The 12560-nt window shown below is 48.2% G+C and carries 14 protein-coding genes; 6 read left to right on the forward strand and 8 right to left on the reverse strand.

Translation table 11 applies throughout. The features are described 5' to 3' along the window. Positions 1 to 23 precede the first annotated feature (23 nt). The 4 genes from OSC7112_RS00265 (at position 24) to OSC7112_RS00280 (ending at position 2487) form a co-directional block, all read left to right on the forward strand. On the forward strand, positions 24 to 515 hold the full coding sequence (locus OSC7112_RS00265; RefSeq protein ID WP_015174038.1) for an FHA domain-containing protein: 492 nt from the start codon (positions 24 to 26) through the stop codon (positions 513 to 515). A 55-nt stretch (positions 516 to 570) separates the two neighbouring features. Further along, on the forward strand, positions 571 to 1308 hold the full coding sequence (locus OSC7112_RS00270) for a PRC-barrel domain-containing protein (protein ID WP_015174039.1): 738 nt from the start codon (positions 571 to 573) through the stop codon (positions 1306 to 1308). A 169-nt stretch (positions 1309 to 1477) separates the two neighbouring features. Next, positions 1478 to 2038, forward strand: a complete 561-nt coding sequence (locus OSC7112_RS00275; protein ID WP_150111462.1) for a hypothetical protein — start codon at positions 1478 to 1480, stop codon at positions 2036 to 2038. Then, positions 2035 to 2487 (forward strand): FHA domain-containing protein, encoded by a 453-nt coding sequence (locus OSC7112_RS00280; protein ID WP_015174040.1) that lies wholly within the window; start codon positions 2035 to 2037, stop codon positions 2485 to 2487. Before OSC7112_RS00275 ends, OSC7112_RS00280 begins: the two co-directional genes overlap by 4 nt. 145 nt (positions 2488 to 2632) lie before the next feature. On the opposite strand, the gene OSC7112_RS00285 is transcribed toward OSC7112_RS00280, so the two are convergent. After that, the gene (locus tag OSC7112_RS00285; protein WP_015174041.1) at positions 2633 to 3211 is read right to left on the reverse strand and encodes a DUF1997 domain-containing protein; all 579 of its coding nucleotides are present in this window, start codon (positions 3209 to 3211) and stop codon (positions 2633 to 2635) included. A gap of 208 nt (positions 3212 to 3419) precedes the next feature. Here OSC7112_RS00285 and pheA point away from each other — a divergent pair, with 208 nt between their 5' ends. Both pheA and OSC7112_RS00295 read left to right on the forward strand, forming a co-directional pair. Then, a complete protein-coding gene (pheA, locus tag OSC7112_RS00290) occupies positions 3420 to 4367 on the forward strand; it encodes a prephenate dehydratase (RefSeq protein WP_015174042.1) in 948 nt (315 codons plus the stop codon). A gap of 50 nt (positions 4368 to 4417) precedes the next feature. After that, positions 4418 to 5062 carry a pentapeptide repeat-containing protein gene (locus OSC7112_RS00295; RefSeq protein WP_015174043.1) on the forward strand — a complete coding sequence of 215 codons (645 nt, stop codon included), beginning with the start codon at positions 4418 to 4420 and terminating at the stop codon, positions 5060 to 5062. A 33-nt stretch (positions 5063 to 5095) separates the two neighbouring features. On the opposite strand, the gene OSC7112_RS34245 is transcribed toward OSC7112_RS00295, so the two are convergent. The 7 genes from OSC7112_RS34245 to rpsL form a co-directional block, all read right to left on the reverse strand. Further along, positions 5096 to 6034 carry a PspA/IM30 family protein gene (locus OSC7112_RS34245; RefSeq protein WP_015174044.1) on the reverse strand — a complete coding sequence of 313 codons (939 nt, stop codon included), beginning with the start codon at positions 6032 to 6034 and terminating at the stop codon, positions 5096 to 5098. A 208-nt stretch (positions 6035 to 6242) separates the two neighbouring features. After that, the gene (locus OSC7112_RS00305) at positions 6243 to 6884 is read right to left on the reverse strand and encodes an LON peptidase substrate-binding domain-containing protein (protein ID WP_015174045.1); all 642 of its coding nucleotides are present in this window, start codon (positions 6882 to 6884) and stop codon (positions 6243 to 6245) included. 408 nt (positions 6885 to 7292) lie between these two features. Then, on the reverse strand, positions 7293 to 7610 hold the full coding sequence (gene rpsJ / locus OSC7112_RS00310) for a 30S ribosomal protein S10 (RefSeq protein WP_015174046.1): 318 nt from the start codon (positions 7608 to 7610) through the stop codon (positions 7293 to 7295). A gap of 175 nt (positions 7611 to 7785) precedes the next feature. Continuing rightward, positions 7786 to 9015, reverse strand: a complete 1230-nt coding sequence (gene tuf / locus OSC7112_RS00315; RefSeq protein ID WP_015174047.1) for an elongation factor Tu — start codon at positions 9013 to 9015, stop codon at positions 7786 to 7788. Between the two features lie 102 nt (positions 9016 to 9117). After that, positions 9118 to 11190, reverse strand: a complete 2073-nt coding sequence (gene fusA / locus OSC7112_RS00320; protein ID WP_015174048.1) for an elongation factor G — start codon at positions 11188 to 11190, stop codon at positions 9118 to 9120. A 345-nt stretch (positions 11191 to 11535) separates the two neighbouring features. Continuing rightward, on the reverse strand, positions 11536 to 12006 hold the full coding sequence (gene rpsG / locus OSC7112_RS00325) for a 30S ribosomal protein S7 (RefSeq protein ID WP_006632196.1): 471 nt from the start codon (positions 12004 to 12006) through the stop codon (positions 11536 to 11538). A 145-nt stretch (positions 12007 to 12151) separates the two neighbouring features. After that, complete coding sequence (rpsL, locus tag OSC7112_RS00330; RefSeq protein WP_006632197.1) at positions 12152 to 12532, reverse strand: 30S ribosomal protein S12; 381 nt, start codon at positions 12530 to 12532, stop codon at positions 12152 to 12154. Positions 12533 to 12560 lie beyond the last annotated feature (28 nt).

Here is a 12560-nt window from a genome sequence, read left to right on the forward strand (position 1 = left end):
TACCAAAACTCAATGCTGCCAATGTGATTAAGCTGACCTTGCTACATCCACTCCAGTCTATACCCGTCCGCAGTTGGATCTTTGAAGACGAGCAGGTCGTGCGGATCGGGCGCTCGACCGAAAACCACGTCGTTCTTTTTAGCGCTGTGGTTTCTCGTCGCCACATCGAATTGCGGCGCAGCGGCATAACTTGGGAACTGATCAATTTAGGTACCAACGGCACTTACCTCGATGGTAAGCCGATCGCTAAGGTTCCCGTTGTGGACGGTCTGATCGTTCACTTGGCTCGCTCAGGTCCGAAAATTCAAATCAACGTAGGCCCGAATCAGTCCTCAGTCCAGTTAGGACAAATTAGCGTCAAGCCAAGGGAGGCTAAGGAAATTCACGCTCCCTCGGGCGGCGTGCACATTAGCACGATTCCTGTTCCCGACCACAAAGAAGTTGGCACTTCCAGGGAAGAGGAGGAGTTAACCGAGGCAGATAATACTCGCCATTATTCGGAAGAAGAATATTAAATCGGCTTCTTTGGACGATCGACATTTTTCAAAGGCGGCACTCAGGAGTTTATTTATGAGTACATCACCACAGATTGTTAGGCGCAGCGAACTGCTCAACCGCCGCACGATCGACCGCAGAACGGCGGAAGAGGTCGGCAGGGTAGATCGGATTTGGCTCGATGCTCACTCCCAACGGGCGATCGGCTTTACTTGCAAGTCGGGACTTTTGGGCAGCAAAAAAACTTGGTTCGCTTGGGCGCAAGTTGATACGGTGGGGGAAAATGTTTTTGTCACCATTAACCCGGAACTGCCGGAATTGCATCAGCCGGAACAAGCTGTTTGTCCGATCGGGCTTGAGGTGCTCACGGACGCTGGGAATCAGGCAGGTGCAGTGGTTGACTACCTATTTGATGTCCGCACGGGTTCAGTCACCCACTACCTATTTAAATCGAGCGGCTGGCGCGGTGTTTTAGACGGAATTTACTTGTTACCTGTGGCAGCTATTTCGACCATCGGCAGCAAGCGGGCGATCGTCTCTGAAGCTGCTGTATCGGAGCCAGTGCAGTACGCGGAGGGGCTGCACAAAAAAGTCGGTCTGGTAGCAGAGTTTTTACATGAAGATTTCGACAGAACTCTCAAAAATGTGGCAGGCGTGAAGCGGGGCGCTCAAAGTCTGGCGGAAAAATTTCAAGATAAAGCTCTCGAAGTCAGGGATGTAGCTCAAGAAAAAGTTGCAGAGTTGAAGCGGCAAAGGCAAGAATCTGTCCCGCCAGAGCCGAACCCGGAGCCGCCCGAGTCAGATTTGAGCTGAAGTTTGGCCTTCCCGCTCGCCCTGCGACTAATTGCCGATCGCATTTTGGGGCGGCGCGCGCGAGGAAGGTCGATCGGTATTTTCCCTATGAGAGATTGAGGCGTTGTCGCTCAAAATTCCAGTGCTGCTCAAAGCATTGTATTTTAAAGGTATCGCATCAATAAGGAAAATGTTAGCAACTCAAAACGACCTATGCTGTTTGATACAATCAACAAGTATTTTATCGAGAGACGCCAGGATTAATAATTGGTTAACTTCTTTCTTTATAAACAGCGAGTCGTTGAGCAGTAACTGTCGCCCGATCGAGAAGTCGAATCAGCGGAGCAACCAGCGCGGGTCTGAGTTAAATTCTCTGGTTCGTCAACGGGAAAAGGATTATTTAGCCGATCGAATTGAGCGGCTCATCCATCGGCACAATCGTTCCCTCACAGACCAAATTAATCAAGCGGTTTTAACCGCTGTCCATCACTGGGAAGTTCACCCGATTAATAACATCGTGTTTGGTTGTTACCGAGGACAGCAAAAATTTGCGCCTGGGCCAAAAGCTAACCGTCAAAAGTTTGTTCAAATGCCTCAAGCAGCCAAAAGTTCGACTTTTACGGTAGAGCGATGGGATAGTGGCGCACTGACGACGCCTTTAAAAAGCAAATTTATTGCAGTATTGTACCAAAAAATCTCTCTGGAAGTATCCCCGTTTCTGTCTGGCGGTGGAGTGTCAAAACATCAGTGATTACCTTAACTCTTTTACATCCTATCCAGTCTGTCCCGGTTCAAAGTTGGTGTTTTGAGTCAGAACCGGTGGTTCGGATCGGTCGATCGAACGACAATGATGTAATTATTTACAGCGCTGTAGTTTCCCGCCACCACGTAGAACTGTGGAATCACGCTCATGGCTGGGAAATTATTAATTTTGGTGCTAACGGCACTTATGTAGATGATAGACCGATCGCTCAGGTGTCCTTGGTGGACGGGATGACAATTCGCTTGGGCAATTCCGGGCCAAAAATCAGGATTCGGGTGGGCGCAACGAATCAACCGGGTAAAATAATCAAGCCACCGCAGCGCGAACTCCGCCAAAAAGACGAAGTTTCAAAAGACAGGTCAACAGCTTGGCCTGGGGGCGTGGGAATAATCGAAGACGATGAACTTGGAGGGCTGACTCAAATCGATCTTGACTGACCGGCAGCTATCTATCTATCCCTGCTGGCTAGTTCCAACAAAGCGACAGATGCCCAATTCGAGCGTCTAACTAATATTGTGGTAAGTGGCCTGATTTGTGCCTAAATATCCCTACACATTAATTAACAGCTCCTCTAGTGGGATTTTACCCTTCTAAAGATAAGATTGGGGGGAGAGCGATCGATATTAGCTCACTTTCGCTGCTTGCCCAGCGGCGGTAATCTAAGAGCAACTGGTACATCAACCTCTGTTTGACGCTCAGCAGTACGCTCTTGAGCAAAGCATTCCCCGTTGTTTCTAAAATGGGTTTGGGCGTCAGCCAAAACGGCGGCGGTAGTTCTACTTGCACTTCCAAATCCGCTTTTCCCTTCAAGTATGCTACCCCGCTGCTTTGGTGTACACAAAGCTTTCCTTTGAGATTGAGAGCAAAGCGATCGTTGATATAACCCACGCCCCGAATTTCGCAGGCGACGGACTCCAAATTGATTGTGCCGTCCGCCTGTGCCCACACCCTCATGTCTACTGTGGGTTGAATGCTCAGCATCATAAATTGTAACGGTCGCATTTTTAGGCGGAAACAGTCATCGCTTAGCTGTTGTGTGCGACTTCGATCGACAAGGGCGTTCACCAGTCGCCTCGGCTGGCGCAGATAATGTTGAATGGGAACCCGTTCCTCTGGTACGGCGAGTTCAACGAATTGGGAAGCATTAAAGCGGGTATACATGAGAAAATATCAAAATATAGGATTCCTAAGCATATCTTAATAAAGTATCACCTTTTTTAAGGTGACATACGTCGAGCCCTAAGTCACGAACCCAGCCATGTCAACCGAGAAATCACCGATAAAAGCTTTCGGGACATAGATAATTTTTCATCATACTTCCTAGCTGATGAGAGTAAAGCAAACATTTGTAACCTAAAATTGCCTCTAAATGAAAATTTCGTTAGCGCAGCCCTCGAAGAGGATCGCACATCTCGGCCCTGTTGGTACAAATGCAGAAACAGCGGCTCTAGCTTATGTCAATTGGTTGAGCCTGGAAACTAACTTGGAATGCACCCTGTGTCCTTATTCCACCATTTCTCAAGCACTAGAGGCATCTGCCGTAGGGCAGGTTGACTACTCAGTGGTGCCCGTCGAAAATTCGATCGAAGGCAGCGTGACTGTCACCTTAGATACACTCTGGCGACTGGATCAACTCCGCATTCAACACGCCTTAGTTTTGCCAATTTCCCACGCGCTAGTGTCTAAGGCTAAAAATTTTAACGAGATCCACAAAGTTTACTCTCACCCGCAAGCGCTAGCTCAGTGTCAGGTATGGTTGGGGCAGTTTATTCCCTCAGCTCAATTAATTCCGGCGAATTCTACCACGGAAGCATTGCAATATCTGGAAGATAGAAATGTAGCAGCGATATCTTCGCCAAGAGCTGCTGAACTTTACCATTTGCCAGTGTTAGCTCAACCCATTAATGATTATCCCGATAATTACACTCGATTTTGGGTACTCAGCAGGAGTTTTGGAGAAATCGCCAACGTAGAACCAGGGGAGCGCTCATCCCTTAAATCCATTACACAATCTGCTTCTAAGTTGATCCTCGATGCTTCACCGTCTAATTGCACCCATACCTCACTAGCTTTTAGCGTACCTGCCAATAGGCCGGGAGCGCTGGTAAAACCTTTGCAAGTATTTGCCAGTCGCGGTATTAATTTAAGTCGGATTGAATCTAGACCGACTAAAAGATCGCTCGGAGAATATATTTTCTTTATGGACGTTGAGGCTAACGCCTGCGAAGCATTTGTGCGATCGGCACTGGAAGAGTTAAAAAATCACACCGAAACTTTAAAAATCTTTGGCTGCTACAGCTTACTGTCGGTAGTATAATTTCTTTTTATGTACTATACTTTTTAAGTAAAACTTAGGAGGCTGGGGAGATGAATGCTGATGAACTTCTCAAGCGATACGCAGCCGGAGAAAGAAATTTTCATGAAACCAACTTGAAAGAGGCTTCTTTGCGAGAAGCTTTCCTAATTCACATTAATCTAGCCTGCGCGAATCTCCAAGAAATAAATTTTTCTATGGCAAACCTAAAAGAGGCAAACTTAATAGGTGCCAAGCTCAAGCATGCTTGCCTGGTGATGACAAACCTCAATGGGGCTAACCTGATGGATGCAGATCTAACTTTCGCAAGATTAACAGGATCTGACCTGATTGAAGCAAACTTGGAAAAAGCCAACTTGAGCGACACCAAAATGATTGGTGTTAATTTGAGCGGAGCCTCCTTGTACGCCGCAAACTTGATGGAAGCGAATCTCCTAGATGCTTGCTTGGAGAATGCAAACCTCGAAAAAGCCAATCTAACCGAGGCTAAACTGCGGGGAGCGAGTCTGATCGAAGCTAACTTGAGAAACGCTTTTTTGTGTGAAAGTAACCTTGAGGGCGCAGACTTGAGAGGAGCTGACTTGAGGGGTGCTAATTTGAGCGGGGCATTTTTGTGCGGCGCTAATCTCGAAGGAGCTAAGCGAGATCAGAAAACAATTTTCAGTGGGACAATACATTTTTGCGTCAGACAAGTTTGAGATCTCGCAATATATAACCGCAGAATCAGACAACTAAGGACTAAAAAATATACTATTTACTTGGCTGAAAGTGAAGTCTATTTGCTGCTGTACCTTAGCAAAATGAAGCTGCATCTTGAGGATCTCTTTCTTGGAATTAGCTTGAGCAATCTTACTTTCCAAAGCCAGCAAGTTGCGGTTGAGATTTTCTACTCGCACAGTTTGGTAGTCTAAGTCAATTTTTAGTTCTGCAGCGCGATCGAATTGAACCTGCTTGCGAACCGCGGCGAGGCGGACTGAATTTTCATCCTGTGTCTGAAGAGCTAGCAAAGCTCGCTGCTGCCACTGGTTGGCTTGAGATTCAGCTTGATTGTACAGCCACTGAATCCGCAGTTGGGCGGAAATCGCACTGCCAACAGCCTGACGCAGTTCTTTGAGAGGTTCCTGAATTTCTAAGATTAATAATTCCCAAAGATTCATCAGTTCGCTGGTAAATTCTTCCCGTTCTACAGAGGCTACCAGTGCTTCTAACAGCAACAAATTTGGTTGCATTTGCTGCGTAATTGTCTCAAATATTAACTGTGCTTCGGACATTTGCCGATCGTAATTTTTTTCTGAGACTGCACCGGATGAGTGCTTTAATATTTTTTCCGCGCTGTCTAACTCAGCTTCTGAATCTGAACTTGAAGCTACAAATGCCTGTAATTTTTCGCGGGCGATCGAATTCAGCTTTTGTCGAAGCAAATCGCAGGCCGCCCGCTGCACTGGCCCTGTTTCGCTTTGACAAATCTTGATGACTATTTTTAAGCCGGCATCGCCGTAATTCAATGTCTCTCTCAGGGCGGCAATTCGATGTTCGCTGACAGAACTAGACAGCCGATGTTTCACTCCTGCTAGTCCGCCGAGCACTACACCGCCCACAGGAGGTGGCAGTTGACCGCCTCTAACTGCATCGTATGGTTTCGGTTGGTCGTGATTTTCTAACACAAGCATTTACTGCTATAAGGAACCTATCCGAACCTGTTGGAAGTTAAGAATTCAACAGATACCAGTTCCAAAAAATAATGGAACTGTAAGCGCGCGATCCAAACCCTTAGTTCATCAGTCAATCGAAAATCGAAAATCGAAAATCGAATGATTTGCGTGTAATTCTTTTTTCAATGCAGGTCAAACCGATCGTGCTTTTTCCTAGGCAAATTGGCTACTTGAGGGTATCTTTAAGTACAGTCCTGGCTGCCAAGTGATTGCGAGTAGAAGTCAAAATTTCGGTTTCGCGTTCCAATCTCGCAGCAGTATCTTGCAATTCTAAAAGAGTTTGCTGTTCTGTCGCTGCGCCGTAAAGGTAGCTGGCTACCCAGTAGGACAATTCTGTAGGCAAACTGGGAATGTCTTCGGGCAGGTCGATCGGCTGATCCATCAATTTGCTGGAGAGGCGAACTACATCTCTGAGCAGTTGTTCGACATCTTTTCCCAAAGGTCTGAGGTCTTGTTGCGGCGGTGCGTCTTCGATCCATTCTACTAGACCGACTAAATACGGTTTTTCCCGAACGGCGTCGAGCACTCGGAACCGCTGCTGGCCGAGAGTCATAATTTTCATGCGATCGTCGGGGAGGCGCTGGCAGTGAATCACTTCGGCGCAACAGCCAACGGCAGAGACTTTGTTTTGGTTGGGGTCCCACATGAGTACACCGAAACGCCGATCGCCCTCCAGAATCGTATTCATCATGATTCGATAGCGAAACTCGAAGATTTGCAGCGGGAGTGGCCTACCTGGAAATAGAACCACTTCCGGCAACGGAAATAAGGGGAGTTCGCGAACTGCTACAGAGGAAGAGGATGCCATTGTCGCTCAAAAGTGACGGTACTTGCGCTTATTTTTCTTACTTTAACTGATTAAAGGCAATTCCGGGGCAGGAGCGATCGGGCTTTTTCGCTCGCAACGGGAGCGACGGCGAGCTATCTCCGGTGCTGGCAGCTTGACAAAGGCGTTATTTCGTCAAAATGTTAAATATACCTTTTTGCTAAACTCAGTGTTCCTGAAGGCGATGATAGCGACTGCTAAAGGATGGTTTTTGTAGCGATCTCGCCTTAATTAAGAATAATTATTTAAGTTCGTGCCGGAGCAGAAATTATTGCTGATTATTAAGTAATAACTAATATCTCATAACTAATGACTAGGAAAATTTCAACAAAAAGAAGGAACAATTTATTTAATCTTTGTTCCTTCTTTCCGAGTTTTCGATAAGTCAATCTACAGCTTGACTTCGATATCTACGCCGGCGGGCAAATCCAGTTTCATCAAAGCGTCAATTGTTTTGGCCGATGGCTGGTGAATGTCGATGATGCGGCGGTGCGTGCGGGTTTCAAAGTGTTCGCGAGAATCTTTGTCTACGTGGGGCGATCGCAGCAAGCAGTAAATCCGCCGTTTTGTCGGTAGGGGAATCGGGCCGATCGCAGTGGCGGCTGTCCGATTTGCTGTATCTACAATCTTTTCGCAGGATGCGTCTAGAATGCGCCGATCGAAAGCTTTGAGGCGGATGCGAATTTTTTGTTGTTGGATAGCTGCCATTTTAGTTTCTTGAATTTTCGAGGTTCAGTTTGTTGTCTGTTGTCTGTCCTCTATTTGCAGTTGTTTTTGGGCTAACTGCTAACTTCGGACTCATGAGTAATGACTAATCACTAAATAGCAGAAAAGCCTGATTAAATTTGGCGGCTTTTCTGCTATTTAAGCTGTTATCGGAGTCCTACTTGAGGATTTTGGAAACAACGCCGGCGCCGACGGTGCGGCCGCCTTCGCGGATAGCGAAGCGCATTCCTTGTTCGATCGCGATCGGGTGAATCAACTCAACAGTCATTTTGATCCGGTCACCGGGCATCACCATTTCTGCTTCGCTACCGTCATCAGCGGTGAATTGTGCGATCGTGCCGGTCACGTCAGTGGTACGGACGTAGAATTGAGGGCGGTAGCCAGAGAAAAAGGGCGTATGCCGGCCGCCTTCTTCCTTCTTGAGGATGTACACTTCAGATTCAAACTGAGTGTGAGGCATGATGCTTTTCGGCTTGGCAATCACCATTCCGCGTTCAATATCCGTCTTTAAAATCCCCCGCAGCAGTAGACCCACGTTGTCGCCGGCAATGCCTTCTTCCAGAGACTTGGTGAACATTTCCACACCAGTCACCGTAGTGCTGCGAGTGTCCTTAAGACCCACCAATTCCACATTTTCGCCGACTTTAATTGTGCCGCGCTCAATCCGACCAGTAGCAACAGTACCCCGACCAGTAATCGAGAATACGTCTTCTACAGCCATCAAGAAAGGCTTGTCAACTTCGCGTTCTGGGGTGGGGATGTAAGAATCTACTTCTTCCATCAGCTTGTAAATTTTGTCAACCCAGGGATTTTCGCCCTTCTGGATTTTGGGGTTAGCAATCATAGCTTCGAGAGCTTGCAATCCAGAACCTGTCACAATGGGGATGTCATCGCCTGGAAAATCGTAAGAGCTCAGGAGTTCGCGGACTTCCAGTTCCACCAATTCTAGTAGTTCTGCGTCGTCTACCATGTCTTCTTTGTTCAAGAACACAACCAAGCTGGGAACGCCAACTTGTTTAGCCAGCAGGATGTGTTCGCGAGTTTGAGGCATGGGGCCGTCTGCTGCTGATACCACTAAGATACCGCCGTCCATTTGAGCTGCACCGGTGATCATGTTTTTCACGTAGTCAGCGTGTCCGGGGCAATCAACGTGGGCATAGTGCCGAGTTGCGGTTTCGTATTCGACGTGAGCAGTATTAATCGTAATACCCCGTGCTTTTTCTTCAGGTGCGGCGTCAATTTCGTCGTATTTCTTAGCCTTTGCCTGACCTAGTGCAGAGAGAGTCATCGTAATCGCAGCGGTCAAAGTTGTTTTGCCGTGGTCAACGTGACCGATCGTGCCGATGTTTACGTGGGGTTTATTCCGTTCAAATTTTGCGCGTGCCATTCTCGATTTGTTCCTTGTTTCTTTTAGCGATTTTAGATTTTAACATTTTAGATTTTAGACTTTGGATTTCATCCAAAATCCAAAATCTAAAATTCAAAATCGTTAGTTACCTTTGTTCTTAGCGATGATGGCTTCAGCCACATTTCGCGGCACTTCTTCGTAATGGCTGAATTCCATTGTGAAGATGCCTCGACCTTGGGTTTTCGAGCGGATGTCGGTGGCGTAACCAAACATTTCTGCTAGTGGAACTTTTACAGAAACTTTGGCTATCCCCTGATCCGTCTCTTGACCTTCGATCTGACCCCGACGCGAGTTGAGGTCTCCGATGACGTTCCCGATGTAATCTTCGGGAACTTCAACCTCTACTTTCATCATAGGCTCTAGCAGCACTGGCGACGCCTTCATCACGGCTTCTTTGATCGCCATTGAACCGGCGATCTTAAATGCCATTTCTGAGGAGTCTACGTCGTGGAAAGACCCGTCTACCATAGTAGCTTTGAGGTCAATCACGGGATATCCTGCTACAATACCTGATTCGCACGCTTCTTTCATCCCTTGTTCTGCCGGGCCGATGTACTCTTTGGGTACAGTGCCACCAACAATTTTGGAGACAAATTCAAAGCCGCTGCCGACTTCGGTGGGTTCTAGTTCGATCACGACGTGACCGTACTGACCTTTACCGCCGCTTTGGCGGATAAATTTACCTTCGGCGCGGACGGATTTGCGAATCGTTTCGCGGTAGGCTACTTGTGGCTGACCCACGTTCGCTTCTACTTTGAATTCCCGCAGCATCCTGTCTACCAGGATTTCCAGGTGCAGTTCGCCCATACCGGCGATGACTGTCTGGTTGGTTTCAGGGTCAACGTTGACTCGGAAGGTGGGGTCTTCTTCCGAGAGCGACTGGAGGGCTTTGGAGAGCTTCTCCATGTCTTGTTTGGTTTTGGGTTCGACAGCCACCGAGATGACTGGCTCTGGAATAAACAGAGATTCCAGAATCACTGGCGCTCCTTCTTCGCAGAGGGTGTCGCCGGTGAAGGTGTCTTTCAAACCCAAGGCTGCTCCCAAGTCTCCGGCGCGCAGTTCCTCAACTTCTATCCGATCGTCGGCTTTGAGGACAATTAAGCGAGAAACCCGCTCTTTTTTGTCTTTGGTGGAGTTGAGAACGTAGGTGCCTTTTTTGAGGATACCCGAGTAGACCCTAACGAAGGTCAGCCGGCCGTAGGGGTCAGCCATGATTTTGAATGCCAGGGCTGACAGGGGCGCGCTGTCGTCTGCAAATCGTTCTGCGGTGTCGCCGTTGGGCAGGAGTCCTTGAATTGGGGGAACTTCCAAGGGCGACGGCAGGTAGTCGATGACTGCATCCAACAACAACTGAACGCCTTTGTTTTTGAAAGCCGAACCGCAGAGCATGGGGACGATCGTACCTTCGACAGTGCCGTGACGCAGGGCCAAGCGGATTTCGTCTTCGGTTAACTCTTCGCCTTCAAGGTATTTCTCCGTGAGGGCGTCGTTGGTTTCTGCTACGGACTCGATCAGCTTGGTGCGGTATTCTGCTGCTAGCTCTTTTACTTCATCGGGGATTTCTACTTCCTCGATATCGGTTCCCATGTCGTTGTTGTAGATATAGGCTTTCATTTGCACTAAGTCTACAATTCCCCGGAAGTTTTCTTCACTGCCGATCGGGATTTGGATGGGTACGGCGTTCGCTCTCATTCGATCGCGAATTTGGGCGTAGACTTTGTAGAAGTTTGCGCCCATCCGATCCATTTTGTTGACGAACACGATCCTCGGTACTTTGTACCGATCGGCTTGTCGCCAAACTGTCTCGGATTGCGGCTGCACTCCCCCTACCGAGCAGAACACTGCGATCACTCCGTCGAGCACTCGCATCGAGCGTTCGACTTCGATCGTGAAGTCTACGTGTCCGGGAGTGTCGATGATGTTGATTTTGTAATCTTTCCAACTGGTGGTGATAGCAGCGGCAGTAATCGTAATTCCCCGCTCCCGCTCTTGCTCCATCCAGTCAGTGACTGCTGTTCCCTCGTGCACTTCACCCATTTTGTGAACCATGCCTGAATAGAACAGAATTCTTTCAGTTGTTGTTGTTTTGCCCGCGTCTATGTGGGCTGCGATGCCGATGTTGCGAGTTTTTTCTAGCGGGACGGTACGTGCCACAGCTACCTCCTTAATCTTGTGTTGCTGTTATAATACTACTATACTACACAGTAACCCTATTTTGCACTCCCCAGCGACTTACAAAAGTCTCTGGAGCTTATTGTTACATTTTAATATTTTTTGCAAGATTTGTTTACAAAAATATTAAGGATGCGACATGGAGGATTTAGAGAGTGCGTGAATTTTGAGTGCGTCAATTTTGATTTTGGGAGTTTTGAGTTTGCTTCACGAATCGCAACTGCGCCAAGAGAAGCAATCTCAACACTCAAAACTTACACTTTCCAATTTCTCACCCGATGCTTTTATACCGCACGATCGCGCTCTTCTCCATGCCCGATTTTGCAGTTAGTACCGGTAGTGAGCAAAAGCCTTGTTAGCTTCGGCCATGCGGTGTGTTTCTTCGCGCTTGCGAATAGCACTGCCTGTTTCGTTAGCTGCATCCATCAGTTCGTTGGCTAGCTTGGCGGCCATCGAGCGGCCGGTGCGGGCGCGGGCAAATCTGATCAGCCAGCGGAGGGCGAGGGTGGTACCGCGATCGGAACGCACTTCCATCGGCACTTGGTAGGTAGCGCCACCTACCCGGCGGGCTTTGACTTCGACCAGAGGTGTCGCGTTTTTGACTGCTTTTTCAAACAAGTCTAACGGTTCAGCCCCTGTCCGTTCTTGGATGGTTTTGAGGGCGTCGTAGACGATGCTGGAGGCAACGGATTTTTTGCCGTGCTGCATGATCCGTCTCACCATCATGCTTACCAACCGGCTGTTGTAGGTTGGATCTGGTGGAACTGGACGTTTTTGAATAACTGTGCGGCGAGACATAGTTCTACTTGGGATTTTTGATTTTGAATGACTGAGTTTGGGGTTTTGGGATCACATCTCGATTTATGACGATCGAGCGTGCAATTGAGCGGCGCGATCGGATTTATTTTTGCTTCCCAACCCCGACGAGCGGACGAGTTCCGTGTTATTTTTTCTCTTTAGGACGCTTGGCCCCGTATTTGGAACGACCCTGCTTGCGGTCTTTCACCCCAGCGGTGTCTAATGTACCCCGAATGATGTGGTATCTAACTCCGGGCAAATCTTTTACCCGACCGCCCCGGATCATTACTACCGAGTGTTCTTGCAAGTTGTGACCGATCCCAGGGATGTAGGCGGTCACTTCAAAACCAGAGGTCAGCCGTACCCGAGCCACCTTCCGCAGCGCCGAGTTAGGTTTTTTCGGGGTGGTCGTGTACACTCTGGTGCAAACTCCGCGGCGCTGGGGGCAACTCTTGAGAGCTGGCGATTTGGTTTTTTTCTGCGTTTGTTCCCGTGCTGAACGGATGAGTTGCTGAATAGTGGGCATGAGTTACGGCATTTCTAGCTTTTTGCTG

Origin of the sequence: Oscillatoria nigro-viridis PCC 7112, assembly GCF_000317475.1 — a bacterium.
Lineage (GTDB): Bacteria > Cyanobacteriota > Cyanobacteriia > Cyanobacteriales > Microcoleaceae > Microcoleus > Microcoleus nigroviridis.